The 17676-nt window shown below is 42.3% G+C and carries 15 protein-coding genes and 1 riboswitch; of the genes, 14 read left to right on the forward strand and 1 reads right to left on the reverse strand.

The window, feature by feature from the left end:
* Nucleotides 1-3 precede the first annotated feature (3 nt).
* From KFQ09_RS15760 to KFQ09_RS15825, 14 genes are all read left to right on the forward strand, one after another.
* The gene (locus tag KFQ09_RS15760) at nt 4-537 is read left to right on the forward strand and encodes a CvpA family protein (protein WP_110487334.1); all 534 of its coding nucleotides are present in this window, start codon (nt 4-6) and stop codon (nt 535-537) included.
* A gap of 114 nt (nt 538-651) precedes the next feature.
* Nucleotides 652-2364 (forward strand): DNA polymerase/3'-5' exonuclease PolX, encoded by a 1713-nt coding sequence (polX, locus tag KFQ09_RS15765; protein ID WP_110487333.1) that lies wholly within the window; start codon nt 652-654, stop codon nt 2362-2364.
* Nucleotides 2365-2385: 21 nt separating this feature from the next.
* The gene (locus KFQ09_RS15770) at nt 2386-4743 is read left to right on the forward strand and encodes an endonuclease MutS2 (RefSeq protein WP_110487358.1); all 2358 of its coding nucleotides are present in this window, start codon (nt 2386-2388) and stop codon (nt 4741-4743) included.
* A gap of 14 nt (nt 4744-4757) precedes the next feature.
* On the forward strand, nt 4758-5162 hold the full coding sequence (locus KFQ09_RS15775) for a DUF350 domain-containing protein (protein WP_008345990.1): 405 nt from the start codon (nt 4758-4760) through the stop codon (nt 5160-5162).
* A 162-nt stretch (nt 5163-5324) separates the two neighbouring features.
* Entirely contained in the window at nt 5325-5780 is a 456-nt protein-coding gene (locus tag KFQ09_RS15780; protein ID WP_035701944.1) for an Imm63 family immunity protein, read from the forward strand.
* 100 nt (nt 5781-5880) lie between these two features.
* Nucleotides 5881-7590 (forward strand): AMP-binding protein, encoded by a 1710-nt coding sequence (locus KFQ09_RS15785; RefSeq protein WP_008345988.1) that lies wholly within the window; start codon nt 5881-5883, stop codon nt 7588-7590.
* 174 nt (nt 7591-7764) lie between these two features.
* On the forward strand, nt 7765-8349 hold the full coding sequence (locus KFQ09_RS15790; RefSeq protein WP_017367816.1) for a fatty acid metabolism transcriptional regulator FadR: 585 nt from the start codon (nt 7765-7767) through the stop codon (nt 8347-8349).
* A 25-nt stretch (nt 8350-8374) separates the two neighbouring features.
* Nucleotides 8375-9154 (forward strand): enoyl-CoA hydratase, encoded by a 780-nt coding sequence (locus KFQ09_RS15795; protein ID WP_017358245.1) that lies wholly within the window; start codon nt 8375-8377, stop codon nt 9152-9154.
* A gap of 31 nt (nt 9155-9185) precedes the next feature.
* Nucleotides 9186-9959 carry an electron transfer flavoprotein subunit beta/FixA family protein gene (locus KFQ09_RS15800; RefSeq protein ID WP_255835813.1) on the forward strand — a complete coding sequence of 258 codons (774 nt, stop codon included), beginning with the start codon at nt 9186-9188 and terminating at the stop codon, nt 9957-9959.
* Nucleotides 9960-10003: 44 nt separating this feature from the next.
* Entirely contained in the window at nt 10004-10981 is a 978-nt protein-coding gene (locus tag KFQ09_RS15805) for an electron transfer flavoprotein subunit alpha/FixB family protein (protein WP_202734300.1), read from the forward strand.
* A 75-nt stretch (nt 10982-11056) separates the two neighbouring features.
* Entirely contained in the window at nt 11057-12535 is a 1479-nt protein-coding gene (locus KFQ09_RS15810) for an alpha-N-arabinofuranosidase (protein ID WP_255835814.1), read from the forward strand.
* Nucleotides 12536-12781: 246 nt separating this feature from the next.
* A complete protein-coding gene (gene trxA / locus KFQ09_RS15815; protein ID WP_007501629.1) occupies nt 12782-13096 on the forward strand; it encodes a thioredoxin in 315 nt (104 codons plus the stop codon).
* Between the two features lie 140 nt (nt 13097-13236).
* On the forward strand, nt 13237-15009 hold the full coding sequence (gene uvrC, locus KFQ09_RS15820; RefSeq protein WP_156060312.1) for an excinuclease ABC subunit UvrC: 1773 nt from the start codon (nt 13237-13239) through the stop codon (nt 15007-15009).
* 61 nt (nt 15010-15070) lie between these two features.
* A riboswitch (Lysine riboswitch) is annotated at nt 15071-15248 on the forward strand.
* A gap of 131 nt (nt 15249-15379) precedes the next feature.
* Nucleotides 15380-16615, forward strand: coding sequence for an aspartate kinase (locus tag KFQ09_RS15825; protein ID WP_113747106.1), 1236 nt, complete (start codon nt 15380-15382; stop codon nt 16613-16615).
* A gap of 374 nt (nt 16616-16989) precedes the next feature.
* Here the strand turns inward: KFQ09_RS15825 and KFQ09_RS15830 are convergent, their stop codons facing one another.
* Nucleotides 16990-17433, reverse strand: coding sequence for a YslB family protein (locus tag KFQ09_RS15830; protein WP_008345974.1), 444 nt, complete (start codon nt 17431-17433; stop codon nt 16990-16992).
* Between the last annotated feature and the right edge of the window lie 243 nt (nt 17434-17676).

A 17676-nucleotide genomic window follows, 5' to 3' on the forward strand; every position in this document is an offset into this window, starting at 1 on the left:
ACCGTGATCGATATCATCATTTTGTTTTTGCTTCTTATGGGAACGCTTGTCGGTCTAAAACGCGGGTTTATTCTTCAATTTATTAAATTGATTAGCTTTGTTGTTTCTATTTTAGTGGCTTCTATGTTTTATCAGTCACTTGCACCACAGCTTACGTGGATTCCAGCACCTAATTTTAGCGGCGGTCAAGCGCAGCTTGCTTTCTTTAGTGGGAATCTAGAAACAGCTTATTATAATACCATTGCGTTTATCATTCTGTTTATCTTGACCAAAATCCTGCTCGCTATCATCGGCGGATTGCTCACAACCATTGCAAGTATCCCTGTGATTAAACAGGTCAACAAACTGCTTGGCGCTGTTTTAGGATTTCTTGAAACCTATCTATTTGTGTTTATTCTATTGTTTGTGGCTGCATTACTTCCAGTCGATGCGCTTCAAACCATGATGAGCAAATCAATGTTAGCAGATGCGATCGTAAATAGCACCCCTTACCTGTCCGGTCTTGTCAAAGACCTCTGGTCGACGTATGGAGTTTAAGAACTTCTCCTTTCCTGGAGAAGTTCTTTCTCATTCCATGACAGAAAGTTGTCGGATGAAGGGAAAGTTTGTATATTTATATAGGAAGATGCCAAAGCGGCTGGAGGATGAGAGATGAATAAAAAAGATATTATCAAACTTCTTGAAACAATTGCAGTCTATATGGAGCTAAAAGGAGATAATCCTTTTAAAATTTCTGCCTTTCGTAAAGCAGCTGCGGCACTAGAACAAGATGACCGCAGTCTTTCTCAAATAGATGACCTATTAGCATTACCCGGCATTGGAAAAGGAACCTTTGCTGTGATCACAGAGTATATCGAAAAAGGACAGTCTGAAACACTCGAACAATTAAAAAAAGAAGTGCCTGAAGGACTTGTCCCGCTCTTAAAATTGCAAGGACTCGGCGGGAAGAAGATTGCTAAGCTCTACCAAGAGCTTGGTGTTCACGATGCACAGTCTTTAAAAGAAGCATGTGAAGCGGAAAAAGTACAAACGCTTGCTGGGTTTGGCAAAAAAACAGAAGAAAAGATTCTTGCCGCTCTTGAGGAGGCAGGAAAGCAGCCAGAACGACTACCAATTGGCTTTGCATTAGATGTGGCAGAGCGAATTGATCATGCACTGGAACAGATGGAGGGAATCATCCGTTTTTCAAGAGCGGGTAGTTTAAGACGTGCGCGTGAAACGGTCAAAGATTTAGATTACATCATTGCGACTGACAACCCTGAACAAGTGAGGAAGCAGCTTGTTGCTCTTGATGATGTCAAAGATGTCATTGCGAGCGGTGATACGAAGGTATCGGTCATTCTTGCACTTGATTTTGAAATCAGTGTAGATTTCCGCCTTGTGACAACAGACCAATTTGCAACAACGCTGCACCATTTCACTGGCTCAAAAGATCATAACATTCGTATGCGACAACTTGCGAAGGAGCGCGGTGAGCGTATTAGTGAATATGGGGTTGAAACGATCGAAACTGGGGATGTGAAAACATTTGAAGACGAAAGCGCTTTTTATGCACATTTCCAACTTCCGCTCATTCCGCCAGAAATTCGTGAAACCGGAGCAGAGATTGATACGTATAAAGAAAGTATGCAATTTGTAGAACGAAAAGATATCAAAGGCGATCTTCATATGCACTCGACATGGAGTGATGGCGCTTTTTCTATTCGCGAAATGGCAGAGGCATGTATCGCAAAAGGCTATGAATACATGGCGATCACAGACCACTCACAATATTTAAAAGTAGCAAACGGTTTAACAAAAGAACGTTTGCGTTTGCAAGCAAAAGAAATTGACAAGCTGAATCAAGAATTCGAGCATTTTTACATTTTCAAAGGGGTCGAAATGGACATTCTGCCGGATGGATCGTTAGATTATGATGATGACTTTCTAGCAGACATGGATTTTGTCATTGCGTCTATTCATTCTAGCTTCTCTCAGCCGGAGGAAGTCATTATGGAGCGCCTAGAAAATGCCTTGAATAATCAGCATGTGGATTTAATTGCCCATCCAACAGGCCGTTTGATTGGTAGACGAGATGGCTATGCCTTAAATATTGATCAGCTCATAGAGCTTGCGAAGAAAACGGGCACTGCACTGGAACTCAACAGCAACCCGTCAAGACTTGATTTAAAAACAGAGCATTTAATGAAAGCAAATGAAGCGGGTGTGAACATCATGATCAACACAGATGCGCACAACATCGCCATGCTCGATCATATGGAAGTCGGTGTCACAGCTGCAAGAAAGGGCTGGACACCAAAAGCAAATGTCGTGAATACATTTTCTCTCGATGAGATGAAAAAGTTTTTAACGCGTGACAGGTAGTCGTTAGGAGGCTGGACCATGCTGCAACAAAAAGTGTTAGCATCATTAGAATTTCATAAAGTAAAAGAAAAAGTCATGTCCTATACTGCATCGACTTTAGGGAAAGAAAAAGCGCAGGACTTAATACCACTCACAGATATCGAGAGCATTCAGCATCTGCTAGAAGAGGTAGCAGAAGCGCAAGATGTGATTCGTTTAAAAGGATCTGCGCCGTTTGGCGGGTTAACGGATATTAGACGAGGAGTCAAACGAGCAGAAATAGGCAGTATATTAAGCCCTGCTGAGCTGATGGAAATTGCGGCGCTGTTATATACCACAAAAAACATGAAGCACTTTCTCGCCTCTATGTATGAGGACGGAGTAGAGATACCGCGTCTTCATACATATGCAGAATCGCTGATTTTACTGCCAGACGTGAGAAAAGAAATCGAAAGCTGTATTGGTGATAATGGAGAAGTGCTTGATCACGCAACGCCAGCCCTCCGCACCATACGAACGCAGTTACGATCACTAGAATCAAAAGTACGAGATAAATTAGAATCAATGATTCGTTCACAATCTGCCTCGAAAATGCTGTCAGACACCATTGTGACTATTCGTAATGATCGGTTTGTCATTCCCGTAAAACAAGAGTACCGCTCGAATTATGGGGGGATTGTTCACGATCAATCTTCTTCAGGCGCAACTCTTTTTATTGAGCCGCAGGTGGTCGTAGATTTAAATAACACCTTGCAGCAAACTCGCCTAAAAGAAAAGCAAGAGATTGAAAAGATTTTGCAAATGCTGACAGCGAGTGTGTCAGAGCACATTGATGAATTGCTTCATAATGTGAATGAACTTCAGACATTAGATTTTATTTTCGCCAAAGCCAAATATGCAAAAGCAGAAAAAGCCACAAAACCTACTGTGAATAACCAAGGGGAGATTTATTTAAAACGGGCAAGACATCCCCTATTGCCCCGAGATCAGGTTGTGGCAAATGATATTGAGCTAGGCAAAGATTTTTCTACGATCGTCATCACAGGTCCAAATACAGGCGGTAAGACCGTCACTTTAAAAACACTTGGACTTCTTACGCTGATGACGCAGGCAGGTCTTCATATTCCAGTCGAAGAAGGATCAGAAGTGGCTGTATTCGATCAAGTCTTTGCTGATATTGGAGACGAGCAGTCTATTGAACAGAGCTTGAGTACATTCTCATCTCATATGGTCAATATTGTGGATATTTTAAAGCATTTGACGTCTAATTCACTTGTGTTATTTGATGAATTAGGTGCGGGGACAGATCCTGCTGAAGGTGCAGCACTTGCGATGAGCATCTTAGATGAAGTTCATCAAACAAATGCGCGCGTCATCGCAACGACTCACTATCCTGAGCTGAAGGCATACGGATATAACCGAGAAGGCGTCACAAATGCGAGTGTAGAGTTTGATATTGAAACCTTATCCCCTACATATCGCTTGCTCATTGGGGTGCCGGGACGAAGTAATGCATTTGAAATTTCCAAGCGTCTAGGACTGCCTCATCATTTAATTGACCGTGCAAAAGCAGATATGCATGCGGAACATAATGAAGTCGATCAGATGATTGCTTCATTAGAAGACAGCAAAAAACAAGCAGAAGAAGAACTGCATGAGACGGAATTCTATAGAAAAGAAGCAGAGAAGCTCCATAAAGAATTGCAAAAACAAATCCTTGAATGGAATGAACAAAAGGACAAACTGCTTGAAGAAGCCGAACAAAAAGCGGCAGAAAAAATTGAACAAGCAACAAAAGAAGCAGAAGAGATTATTCAAGAGCTTCGGTCCATTAAAAGTGAGCATCGCTCGTTCAAAGAACATGAACTCATTGATGCGAGGAAGCGTCTTGAAGAAGCTGTCCCTGAGTTTGACCGTAAGAAAAAACCAGAGCCAGTGAAAAAAGCAGCAAGACAGCTAAAACCAGGCGATGAAGTCAAAGTGCTGACGTTTGGCCAAAAAGGAACGCTCATCGAACAAACGGGTAACAAAGAATGGAGTGTCCAAATGGGCATTCTGAAAATGAAAGTAAAAGAAAAAGATATGGAATTTATCAAATCAGCACCGGAATTTAAACAAGAGAAAGCCATCACGGCGGTCAAAGGAAAAGACTATCATGTATCACTTGAGCTTGATTTAAGAGGAGAGCGTTATGAGAATGCCTTAAGCAGAGTCGAGAAATACTTAGATGATGCCGTCTTAGCTGGCTATCCGCGTGTGTCGATCATTCACGGTAAAGGCACTGGCGCCTTGAGAAAAGGGGTCCAGGAATTATTAAAGCAGCACCGTAGTGTAAAAAATGCTCGTTTTGGAGAACAAGGCGAGGGAGGATCAGGCGTCACCATCGTCGAATTAAAGTAAAAAGGAGAAAACGCATGAAAGCCTTTTGGGAAAATGAACTTGTGGAAATTGCCGCCTATTACAGCGTGGCCGTCCTATGTCTTGTCTTATTTCTTACCATATTTGAACTCGTGACCTCCTATAAAAACTGGGAAGAGATTCAGCGGGGGAACTTAGCTGTTGCTATGGCAACCGGCGGGAAGATTTTTGGGATTGCCAATGTCTTTCAGCATTCCATCGCTCAGCACAACTCCCTTCTTCAAATGATCGGATGGGGCGTATACGGCTTTGTGATGCTGCTTGTCAGCTATTTCATTTTTGAATTTTTAACACCACGATTTAAAGTAGACAAAGAGATTGAGAATGATAATAGAGCGGTCGGGTTTATTTCACTCATTATTTCTGTTGGGCTGTCTTATGTAGTAGCAGCCGGCATTTAAGGAGACGACATGGAAAAACTAGCCAAAGTATTAATTGTAGTTGCCTGCACTTTTGCGGTTATTGGTGCCGTTTACATGTTCCTGTAAAATGAAGAATACATTCTAGAAAGCTGTCAGGGAAAACCTTGACAGCTTTTCACTCATCAAAGGCGGCGAATCAGAATGAATCAAATCTTGCAAAAAGACGAACTCATAAAGCGCATTGACAGTTGTCTCAAAAAGACATCTCTTCCCCAAGACATATATGAACCGTATGTTGCGCGTCCTTTTCAAACGACTGGTTTTTTTGATGATTTGAGTCCATATATCGACATTGATCCATCCGGCTATATTCTTATTCAATATGAACGAGGGATTAAAGTGCTTCATAAAAGAACAAAAGAGGCGGATGAAGTCGTATATTGGATTTTAGAAGACACCATCTTTCTAACTGTGTATCTAGACATGATGAGACAATATCAAGTGGACAACATCCAAACACATTTACCTAATGACCCTAGTATCCATAAACAGATTGTGGAGAGAGTCCATGAGTCATTTCGTGCGATCGGTGGATTATACGAAAAGTGGCATCATGAAGGGAAAAGAGCCTCTATAGAAACACCGGCGAAAAAATGAAGATGTGCCATAGAACGAGCTCGATTTGAAAAAAGCAAACTGCCATAAGGAAAAGTTTGCTATAATAAAATAGTACGAAAGTTCAGGAAGGAGGGTTTTTATGCAGTCAGATAAACGATGGCTTCTGCATTACCCGAATCAAATTCCCCACGAACTCACCATCCCAAATGAAACATTGCAATCTTACTTATTCAGCTCCGCAGAGGCAGCACCTGAGCATACAGCCATTCATTTTTTAGGAAAAAACATCACCTACCAGCAGTTACAAGAAGATGCGCTGAAATTAGCCAGTCACTTGATTGACATCGGTGTCAAAAAAGGCGACAGAGTAGCGATTATGCTGCCAAACTGCCCGCAATCGGTGATTTCTTATTATGCGGTTTTAATAGCAGGCGGCATTGTCGTTCAAACCAATCCGCTTTATACGGAGAAAGAACTGGAATATCAAATGGAGGACAGCGGCTCTAAGGTGCTGATCACTCTCGATCTACTGTATCCAAAGGCCTATAAAATGAAAGCGCTGACAAGTATGGAACATTTGATCATCACAAAATTACAAGATTACTTGCCATTTCCGAAAAACATATTGTTTCCGATTGTCCAGCGAAGGAAAAACAACATGGTCATCCAAGTGGAGAAGAGTGATTCCATTCATCATTTCTCACAGATCATGAAAGAGTCGTCAGGAGAACAGATTCCGCAAATATCCTTTCAACCGAAAGAGGATGTCGCAGTTTTGCAATATACAGGCGGAACGACCGGTTTACCAAAAGGAGTCATGCTCACACACGAAAATATAGTAGCCAATACAGAAATGTGTGCATCCTGGATGTATAAAACGAACCGTGGAAAAGAACGGATTCTAGGGATCATTCCGTTCTTTCATGTATACGGCATGACGACCGTGCTAAACCTTGCAGTCAAAGAAGGTCATCAAATGATTCTTCTTCCGCGTTTTGATGCAGCGGATGCCTTGAAGACTATTGAAAAACAGAAACCGACGCTGTTCCCAGGAGCACCAACGATGTATATTGCCCTGCTTCATCATCCGAATATTGAGAAGTATGACCTATCATCCATCACGGCATGCTTAAGCGGATCGGCCGCTCTTCCTGTTGAAGTCAAACAGAGTTTTGAAAAACTAACAGGAGGAAGGCTGGTGGAGGGATATGGACTTTCAGAAACTTCTCCTGTCACTCATGCCAATTTCTTATGGGGAGCGAACAAAATAGGAAGTATCGGGTGCCCTTGGCCGAATACGGATGCCGGTATTTATTGTGAAGAAACGGGTGGACTCAAAGCGCCATATGAGCATGGAGAGATTATCGTCAAAGGTCCTCAAATCATGAAAGGGTACTGGAATCAGCCGGATGAGACAGCGGCAGTGTTAAGAGACGGCTGGTTTTTCACAGGAGACATTGGGTATATGGATGAGGATGGTTTTTTCTATATCGTAGACCGGAAAAAAGATGTCATCATCGCGAGCGGCTATAATATTTACCCAAGAGAGGTTGAAGAAGCCCTTTATGAGCATGAGCTTGTACAAGAAGTGGTTGTGGCGGGTATTCCAGATCCGTATAGAGGGGAAACAGTAAAAGCCTTTGTTGTCCCGAAAAAGGATGCCTATGTAACAGAGGATGAACTGGATCGTTTTGTTAGAACAAGAATTGCCTCATTTAAAGTGCCGCGTGTCTACGAATTTAAGGAATCACTGCCTAAAACGGCTGTAGGGAAAATCTTGCGCAGAGTGTTAATTGAAGAAGAAAAAAGAAAGCAATCATCTTCAACAGAAGAACCAGTCGATCAATGAGAGAATGAACCAGCATCATCCGGTCAAGCGGCCGGATGATTTGAATTGTACGTGTCTGCTCTGGTATGCTAAAGGTTGAAAAGAAAGAAGAACATCACTTGACAAATCACTCGTTTCTTTTTAACATAAAGTTATGAATGAATGCTCATTCAATTTAGAAAGGGACGAAGCACATTGAAGCAGAAAAGACCGAAGTACATGCAAATTATTGATGCAGCCGTTGTGGTGATTGCAGAGAACGGCTACCATCAATCACAAGTTTCAAAGATTGCCAAACAAGCAGGAGTAGCAGACGGAACCATTTATCTCTATTTCAAAAACAAAGAGGATATTCTGATCTCGTTGTTTAAAGAAAAAATGGGACAATTCATCGAACGGATGGAAAACGATATTCAAAAGAAACCGTCTGCGAAAGAAAAGCTTCTTCTCCTCATTCGAGAACACTTTCGCCTGCTATCGCAAGACCATCATTTGGCCCTTGTGACACAGCTTGAACTCAGGCAGTCAAACCTTGAACTGCGCCAAAAAATCAATGAGGTGCTGAAAGGGTATTTAAATATGCTAGACTCCATTTTAACCGAGGGAAAGAAGACAGGAGAATTTAGACAAAATCTAGATGTCCGCTTAGCGAGACAAATGGTATTTGGGACGATTGATGAAACCGCTACAACATGGGTCATGAATGATCAAAAGTATGACCTGCCAGCACTCGCAGAAAGTGTACATGATCTTCTCTTAAACGGAATACATCAATCTTAAAGACAATTGAAAAAGGATGATTGACATGGAAAAAATACTTAGCTTACACCAAGACGAACAGACAGCACTCATCACGATTCAACACCCGCCTGCAAATGCCTTATCCTCTCAGCTTCTCACTGAACTCAACGACATGTTTGATCAGCTTGAACAAAACAGTGAAGTGAGAGCTATTGTCATTCATGGAGAAGGTAGATTTTTCTCAGCAGGTGCTGATATTAAAGAATTTACGACCTTGCAGGAAGAGTCTGATTATGCCAGCCTTGCAGACAGAGGACAGCAAGTGTTTGAACGAATTGAACAATGTCCAAAACCGGTGATTGCTTCCATTCACGGGGCAGCATTAGGCGGCGGGCTTGAGCTGGCGATGTCGTGTGATATTCGAATCGCAACAAAAGATGCAAAGCTGGGACTGCCGGAATTAAATCTCGGTATTATCCCAGGATTCGGCGGAACGCAGCGCCTGCCTCGCTACGTTGGATCAGCTAAAGCACTTGAAATGATGGGAACAGCTGAGCCGATTACAGGAGAAGAAGCATTTGCCTGCGGACTTGTTTCAAAACTTGCGGAAACAGAGGAAGAAGCGCTGGAAACAGCCAAAACATTGGCGGCGAAATTTGCAGCGAAGAGCCCTAAAACGCTTGAGTATGTGCTTGAGTTATTGAATGCGACAAAAGTGTACTCATATGATGGCGGAATGAAGCTGGAAGCCAAAAAGTTTGCTGAGGTGTTCCAGTCGAATGATGCCAAAGAAGGCATCCAAGCTTTTATCGAAAAGCGTAAACCGAATTTTAAAGGGGAATAAGGGATTAGTACGACACAAGGGGGAGAAATGAATGAATATTTTTGTTTTAATGAAGCGTACGTTTGACACGGAAGAGAAAATCTCTATTCAGTCTGGTGCTATTCAAGAAGATGGGGCAGAGTTCATTATTAATCCTTATGATGAGTACGCAATTGAAGAAGCGATTCAGCTTCGGGATGAGCACGGGGGAGAAGTAACGGTCGTGACAGTTGGCAATGAAGATGCGGAGAAGCAGCTTAGAACAGCACTTGCAATGGGCTGCGATCAAGCCGTTTTATTAAATGTTGAAGATGATTTGGAGGAGTGGGATCAATTTTCTGCTTCTACGATTCTATATCACTATTTCAAGGATAAAGAAGCTTCCTTGATCTTAGCAGGGAATGTAGCGATTGACGGCGGGTCTGGACAGGTGGCCCTGCGTCTTGCTGAATTACTCGGTTTTCCATATGTCACAACCATTACAAGTATTCAAATTGACGGCGGCTCAGCTTCAATTGAGCGAGATGCAGAGGGTGATGTGGAAGTGATTTCTGCCGAGCTCCCGCTAGTGGTCACCGCGCAGCAAGGTCTCAATGAGCCTCGTTATCCATCGTTACCAGGCATCATGAAGGCAAAGAAAAAGCCTTTAGAAGAACTGGAATTAGACGATCTAGATCTAGATGAAGACGATGTGCCATTTAAAATCAAAACAATCGAACGTTTCTTACCGGAGAAAAAAGAGGGTGGCAAGGTGTTGAGCGGAGAGCTTCAGGATCAGGTCAAGGAACTGACAGACCTGCTAAGAAATGAAGCAAAAGTCATCTAAACATCCACTTTACGATATCACGAGAACAAGGGGGAGCTTATAGGATGAGTAAAAAAGTTGTTGTACTTGGAGAAAGTCGTGACGGTAAATTAAGAAATGTGACATTTGAAGCGATTGCTGCCGCTCACGAGGTGGCTGATGGCGGTGAAGTGATTGGCGTTTTAATAGGGGATCACGTCAAAGATCAAGCGGATGAACTGCTTTATTATGGAGCGGATCATGTGATGATCGTCGAGCACCCGCATCTTTCTTATTATACGTCTGATGGTTTTGCGCAGGCGCTTCAAGCAATATTAGATCAAGTCAATCCTGATGCAGTGCTCTTCGGTCATACATCGATCGGAAAAGACTTGTCACCCAAAATAGCTGCACGCCTGCAAACTGGCTTAATTTCAGATGCAATAGATGTAAGCGTTACCGGTGAACATCTTGTTTTCACTAGACCGATTTATTCAGGAAAAGCTTTTGAAAAAGTCATTTCAACAGATCGTCTGCTTTTGGCTACTATCCGCCCAAACAACGTGGCACCGCTGGAGCGTGATGTGTCACGCAGCGGAGAAGTGACGCCAGTTTCTGTCGATATTCAAAACCTAAGAACGATCGTGAAGGAAGTCATTAAAAAAACATCAGAAGGTGTAGATTTATCTGAAGCAAAGGTCATTGTCGCAGGAGGCAGGGGGGTCAAGAGCAAAGAAGGCTTTGAACCGCTGAAAGAACTTGCCCAAACGCTTGGCGCAGCAGTCGGTGCCTCGCGTGGTGCATGTGACGCTGACTACTGCGATTATGCCCTGCAAATTGGTCAAACCGGTAAAGTCGTCACACCTGACCTTTACATTGCCTGCGGGATTTCAGGAGCTATTCAGCATTTAGCCGGTATGTCCAACAGTAAAGTCATTGTTGCGATCAACAAAGACCCAGAAGCTGAAATCTTCAAAATCGCTGATTACGGAATAGTTGGTGACTTATTCGAAGTCGTTCCGCTTTTAAATGAAGAGTTAAAAAAGATGAATATCCATTCTTAACGCTCATACACTCAGAATGCCTAGGTATTCTGGGTTTTTTTGTATGTTATCACGAAACAAAGGAGCGGTTTATAAGTGAATGGGACAGTAAAAGTCAATGAAGTGATTGGACGCATTTCTAAACACATCTATGGACACTTTCAAGAGCATTTAGGAAGAGGAATTTATGACGGCATTTGGGTAGGGAAAGACTCAGCGATTGACCATATTGAGGGGATTCGTACCGATGTACTAAAGGCCCTTCAAGCATTACATATCCCGGTGCTGAGGTGGCCGGGTGGCTGTTTTGCAGACGAGTATCATTGGGCAAACGGCGTCGGTGATCTGAGTGAACGAAAGCCGATGGTGAATACTCATTGGGGTGGCACCGTTGAATCAAATGCGTTTGGTACACATGAATTTATGAGACTGTGTGAACTACTTGAATGTGAGCCTTATATTTGTGGAAACGTTGGAAGCGGCTCTGTTCAGGAATTAGCAGAATGGATTGAATATATCACATTTCCTAAAGGGACACCTATGTCGGATTGGCGGATTCAAAATGGAAAACAAGAACCGTGGGAGCTGACGTATGTTGGTGTAGGTAATGAAAGCTGGGGATGTGGTGGAAATATGACGCCAGAGTATTATGCAGACTTATATAAACGCTACCAAACGTATGTGAGAGAATTTGCTGGTCAGCGCATTTACAAAATCGCATGCGGTGCGAATTCAAATGATGTGAATTGGACAAAAGTATTAATGGAGCGTGCAGCGCCTTGGATGGATGGGCTCAGTTTGCATTACTATACGGTCCCAGGAACATGGGAGAAAAAAGGGTCTGCGACCGATTTTGATGAGGATGAGTGGTTTACAACGCTGAAAAAGGCGTCTGAAATGGAGCGGCTTGTTGTAGATCACGGAGAGATCATGGATCGTTATGACCCAGACAAGCGAATCGGGATGATTATTGATGAATGGGGGACATGGTATGATCCAGAACCGGGGACAAATCCAGGGTTTTTGTATCAGCAAAACACATTAAGAGATGCTCTAGTCTGTGCCTTGCATTTTCATATTTTTCATCGCCATTGCCAGCGGATTCATATGGCGAATATTGCCCAGACCGTCAATGTGCTGCAAGCGATGGTGTTAACGCAGGACGAAAAGATGCTTCTGACACCTACCTATCATGTATTTCACATGTTTCAAGTGCATCAAGAAGAAGAAGCGCTTGAAGTAGAATTGAATGCGCCTTCGTATGAACGCCGGGGTGAAAAAATCCCTCAAGTCAGTGTGTCAGCCTCGCGGTCATCTGACAAGATGCATATTAGTTTCTGTCATGTGAATCCCCATGAAAAAGCAGACGTATCTCTTGCGATAGAGGGAATCGATGCAAAAACGAAGGTCACTGGCCTTGTGCTGACAGCTGATCGGATGAATGCGCACAATACGTTCGATGATCCTCAATCCGTTCAGCCTGCGGACTTTCGGCAATTTGCTGTTAAGCACGGCGAGCTGACTATTGATCTGCCGCCTATGTCGGTTGTCATGTTGACCGTCGATCTGGCTTGATCGCATATTTCAATGTTTGATGAGAAGAATGTTGGGGCATCATACATTGTAAATGAAGCGGAAAGGGAGTTATGTCATATGCTTAGAACCATTCTGATGATCATTGGTGCGATTGTTGTTATTGGTGCGATTATACGGTTTGTTTTTTAATTCATTTCATAAAAAATGATTCGTAAGCATTTCATTCGCAAGTCACTTTGGTAGATGCTATACTAAAAAGCATAATTTACATTGGAGGAATGAATAATGGCAATCGTAAAAGCTACTGACGCAACATTTTCACAAGAAACTGCAGAAGGTGTTGTTCTTGCAGATTTTTGGGCACCTTGGTGCGGACCTTGTAAAATGATTGCTCCAGTTCTTGAAGAACTTGATCAAGAAATGGGCGATAAAATGAAAATTGTAAAAATTGATGTGGATGATAACCAAGAAACTGCTGGTAAATACGGCGTTATGAGTATCCCAACACTTCTTGTTTTAAAAGACGGTGAAGTCGTCGAAACGTCTGTTGGTTTCAAACCAAAAGAAGCACTAGCTGAGCTTGTAAACAAACATCTATAAACCGATCTATGCCCGCGTGGCATGATCTCAAAAAGCGGTTCTCGTATAGTCGAGAGCCGCTTTTCTTTCATCATGGTATAAAACAAATGTTCGTGATACACTAGAAGGAGTGAAAGCGGAAAACAAGGACGGATGAAAATATGAACAAATTGATCAAAGAAAAGCTGTCAGTCTTACCTGATCAACCAGGCTGTTACTTAATGAAAGATAGACAAAATACGATCATTTATGTGGGAAAGGCAAAGGTATTAAAAAATAGGGTCCGCTCTTATTTTACAGGATCTCATGATGCCAAAACGCAGCGGCTTGTCAGTGAAATTGAAGACTTTGAATACATTGTCACCTCTTCAAATATTGAGGCACTTATTTTAGAGCTGAATTTAATCAAAAAATATGACCCGAAATACAATGTCATGCTCAAGGATGACAAAACGTACCCTTTTATTAAAATTACGAATGAACGTCACCCTAAGCTGATTGTCACTCGCAATGTGAAAAAGGATAAAGGGAAATACTTCGGTCCATATCCGAACGTACAAGCAGCAAGAGAAACGAAAAAGCTGCTCGACCGTTTATATCCACTTAGAAAATGTGCGACACTCCCTGACCGAGTCTGTCTTTATTATCATCTTGGACAATGTCTTGCTCCGTGTGTGTATGACATTTCTGAAGAAACGAATAAACAGCTCGTTGATGAAATCACAAGATTTCTAAACGGAGGACATCAGCAAATCAAGAAAGAATTAACAGAGAAGATGCAAGAAGCGGCCGAACAATTAGAATTTGAGCGGGCAAAAGAACTGAGAGATCAAATCGCTTATATCGACTCAACGATGGAAAAGCAAAAGATGACGATGAGTGACTTATCTGATCGCGATGTATTTGCCTATGCTTATGATAAGGGCTGGATGTGTGTCCAAGTCTTCTTCATCAGACAGGGAAAATTAATCGAACGTGATGTCAGCCTATTTCCGATGTATCAAGACCCTGAGGAAGAATTTCTCACGTTTATGGGGCAGTTTTATGAAAAGAACAACCACTTTTTGCCGAAGGAAATTTTGGTACCAGACAGCGTCGATCAGGAGCTGATTGAGCAATTGCTTGAAACGAATGTTCATCAGCCGAAAAAAGGAAAGAAAAAGGATTTGCTTTTACTTGCCCACCAAAACGCCAAAATTGCTCTCAAAGAAAAGTTTTCGCTTATAGAGCGTGATGAAGAACGGACGATTGGTGCAGTGAAGCAGCTTGGAGATGCACTTAATATTTATATGCCATACCGGATTGAGGCATTTGATAACTCCAATATTCAAGGAGCAGACCCCGTATCCGCTATGGTTGTCTTCCAAGACGGGAAGCCGTATAAAAAGGAATACCGAAAATACAAAATTAAAACCGTTGAGGGGCCTGATGATTATGCTTCCATGCGTGAAGTCATTAGAAGGCGGTATACCCGTGTGTTAAAAGATGAACTGCCGCTTCCTGACTTGATTTTAATCGATGGAGGAAAAGGACAAATCAACGCAGCCATAGATGTGCTCGAAAATGAATTAAATCTGTCTGTTCCTGTGGCAGGTCTTGTGAAAGATGAAAAACACAGGACATCGAATCTGATGATGGGTGATACGCTTGAAATTGTTGCGCTCGAACGGAATAGTCAGGCCTTTTATTTATTGCAGCGTATTCAAGATGAAGTGCACCGGTTTGCGATTAGTTTTCACCGGCAGCTGCGAGGGAAGAATGCTTTTCAGTCTATTCTAGACGATGTCCCAGGTATCGGGGAAAAGCGTAAAAAGCAGCTCCTCAAACATTTTGGCTCTGTGAAAAAGATGAAGGAAGCTTCTATCCAAGATTTTCAGGAGGCTGGTATTCCGAAACAAACGGCTGAACTTTTAATGGAGGCATTAAAAAAATAGATTGTACTTTTTCCAAAAGTCTGTTAAGATGTGACTAATTTAATAAATGAACGTGTTGTTTGTTGAAGATAGAGGTGCGAACTTCAAGAGTAAGCCTTCAGAGATCGAGGGGATCTAGGAAGAGGGCTGAAAGGGGAGCGTCGCCGAAGTGAATAAAATCCACTCATTTTATTCGCTGGCTGTACATTGAAGAAATGTAGGGCTGTCAAGAATGTATTTCTTGGAGGGCTATCTCATTGTTTGCATCGTTTGATGATGATTTTAAAGCAATGGGAGATTTGTTCTCTCATTGCTTTTTTATTTGCAGTGACGAGAGCAGTCTCCGCAGCCTCTTCTCTCACACGTGATCTTTTGAAAAAGGGTGGTAGACATGGGACTAATTGTACAAAAATTTGGTGGAACATCTGTTGGATCGACAGAAAAAATTCGCAATGCCGCAGAGAGAGTCATCGCTGAACGCGAGGCAGGAAATGATGTGGTCGTGGTTGTGTCTGCGATGGGCAAATCAACGGATGTTCTAGTAGACCTAGCGAAAGAACTCACAGATGATCCAAGCAAAAGAGAAATGGATATGCTACTGACAACTGGTGAGCAGGTGACCATTTCATTATTAGCGATGGCGCTGCAAGCAAAAGGTTATGATGCCATTTCCTTTACAGGCTGGCAAGCTGGGATGAAAACAGAGAAGGTGCACGGAAATGCAAGAATCGTGGACATCGATGAAGCAAGAATCCAAGAAGAACTGAGTGCGGGAAAAGTCGTCGTTGTAGCAGGTTTCCAAGGAATTGCGGATGATCTACATATTACAACACTTGGGCGTGGTGGATCAGATACGACAGCAGTGGCACTAGCTGCGGCACTCAAAGCGGACAAATGTGATATTTATACGGACGTACCAGGTGTGTTTACAACAGATCCTCGTTATGTGCCGTCTGCGCGAAAACTTGCAGGAATTTCATACGATGAAATGCTTGAGTTAGCCAATTTAGGAGCAGGTGTGCTGCATCCGAGAGCGGTCGAATTTGCGAAAAATTATCAAATCCCACTAGAAGTCCGTTCTAGTATTGAAAATGAATCGGGTACGTTAATTGAGGAGGAATCATCCATGGAACAAAATTTAGTTGTAAGAGGCATTGCATTTGAAGATCAGATGACACGCGTGACGGTATGTGGCCTTTCAAGCGGTTTAACAACGCTATCGACGATTTTTACGACACTTGCAAAGCAAAATATCAATGTCGATATCATCATTCAGTCTGTCACAAGCACCAATCAGACCTCCATCTCTTTCTCTGTGAAAACGGATGATTTGTCTAAAACAGTTGAAGTATTAGAAGAATACAAAGGTGCGCTTGGTTATGAGCAGATTGAGACAGAAAGCAAATTAGCCAAAGTATCTATCGTTGGCTCTGGTATGGTCTCAAACCCAGGCGTTGCGGCTGAAATGTTCGCTGTGTTAGCTCAAAAAGACATTCAAGTGAAAATGGTCAGTACGTCTGAGATCAAAGTCTCAACAGTCGTTGATCGTGAAGATATGGTGAAAGCGGTAGAAGCCCTTCATGATGCGTTTGAATTATCAAAGGTGAGCGCCGCTGCTCATTCTTAAATCTTCAAAAGAGGTGTATTCCGTAAAAAGATACACCTCTCAGCGTGTAGCCAAACCCTCGCATTCTTTGTCAGTCCTGCGTACTGGTGCTCACGAATGTCAAATTCGCTCCGCGCCAGTACTCGTCTTTCCTAGACTGCAAAGGTTTTCTATCACGCTGAAAAGAAGACAAAGGGCTAAAATCAAGTTCATTTTAGCCCTTTGTCAACAATCTGAAAGGTGTATCCCATAAAAAGATACACCTCTTTTTTATATTGGAAATCATCAGCATATGAAGAAAGAAAAACATGCGTAAACCGGTACGTCAACTGTGCTATGATAGAAGGGTATATAAAAAAGGCGTGACACAAAGTCCTCGCCTTTCATAAGCAGTGTTAGCTAGGGTCTCTTAAATCCCATTTAACGGTTAAAATGACTTTATCAGCACGCTTTTTTACTTGTTCATAGGATTCAGCCACGTGCTCATTGAGAAGCTGAATCTGTTCAGCGATAAAACCTGCTTCCATTTGAAAGCATGGCTCCTTTTGATAGCTGAGTCGATTCGATACAAGTGGACCTTCGAGCTCAAACTCAATTTCCTGTTTTTTAGAATGGACCATCGTGAGAGTTCCCCATCCGGCATCATGGAAAAATTCGGGGATCTTTTCCCATGACTCTTGAGGAAATTTACGAGCAAGCAGTTTACCCGCAAAATACATCATAGATGAATGATCCTGACCAAGAATGTCAGGCAGCAGAACTTCGCGTATCAGCTCGTAGGCAAATCCATTGACTTCAATTTCTTTTAGCTGTTCTAAGTTAGATTCGAATTTATTCATTGTATGGCTCCCCTCTTTCAACAATTTATTATAGCTTATGTGGGCATATGATGACAGAGTTTTCCCTGAAGTCTAAGAAATTCTTATTGTAGTAAAACGAATTTTGATTTAAAACTTTTAAATTTCGGAAAATTTTAATTTATGTACGCGGTTTCTTGACGCTTTTTTGACATAGGAGTAAAATGAAATTGTCAATAAATTTGAATAAAGTGCTTACAATTGAAAGAAGCGGGGGTAAGACAA

The sequence above is a fragment of the Bacillus sp. FS02 genome (assembly GCF_024398395.1).
In the GTDB taxonomy this organism is placed as follows: Bacteria; Bacillota; Bacilli; order Bacillales; family Bacillaceae; genus Bacillus; species Bacillus altitudinis.

What these genes read in the sequence shown, in the direction of transcription:
- KFQ09_RS15775 (WP_008345990.1), top strand. Translation starts at nt 4,758, where the DNA reads ATGAAAGCCTTTTGGGAAAATGAACTTGTGGAAATTGCCGCCTATTAC.
- KFQ09_RS15780 (WP_035701944.1), top strand. Translation starts at nt 5,325, where the DNA reads ATGAATCAAATCTTGCAAAAAGACGAACTCATAAAGCGCATTGACAGT.
- KFQ09_RS15800 (WP_255835813.1), top strand. Translation starts at nt 9,186, where the DNA reads ATGAATATTTTTGTTTTAATGAAGCGTACGTTTGACACGGAAGAGAAA.
- KFQ09_RS15795 (WP_017358245.1), top strand. Translation starts at nt 8,375, where the DNA reads ATGGAAAAAATACTTAGCTTACACCAAGACGAACAGACAGCACTCATC.
- KFQ09_RS15825 (WP_113747106.1), top strand. Translation starts at nt 15,380, where the DNA reads ATGGGACTAATTGTACAAAAATTTGGTGGAACATCTGTTGGATCGACA.
- trxA (WP_007501629.1), top strand. Translation starts at nt 12,782, where the DNA reads ATGGCAATCGTAAAAGCTACTGACGCAACATTTTCACAAGAAACTGCA.
- KFQ09_RS15785 (WP_008345988.1), top strand. Translation starts at nt 5,881, where the DNA reads ATGCAGTCAGATAAACGATGGCTTCTGCATTACCCGAATCAAATTCCC.
- polX (WP_110487333.1), top strand. Translation starts at nt 652, where the DNA reads ATGAATAAAAAAGATATTATCAAACTTCTTGAAACAATTGCAGTCTAT.
- KFQ09_RS15830 (WP_008345974.1), bottom strand. Translation starts at nt 17,433, where the DNA reads ATGAATAAATTCGAATCTAACTTAGAACAGCTAAAAGAAATTGAAGTC.
- uvrC (WP_156060312.1), top strand. Translation starts at nt 13,237, where the DNA reads ATGAACAAATTGATCAAAGAAAAGCTGTCAGTCTTACCTGATCAACCA.
- KFQ09_RS15805 (WP_202734300.1), top strand. Translation starts at nt 10,004, where the DNA reads ATGAGTAAAAAAGTTGTTGTACTTGGAGAAAGTCGTGACGGTAAATTA.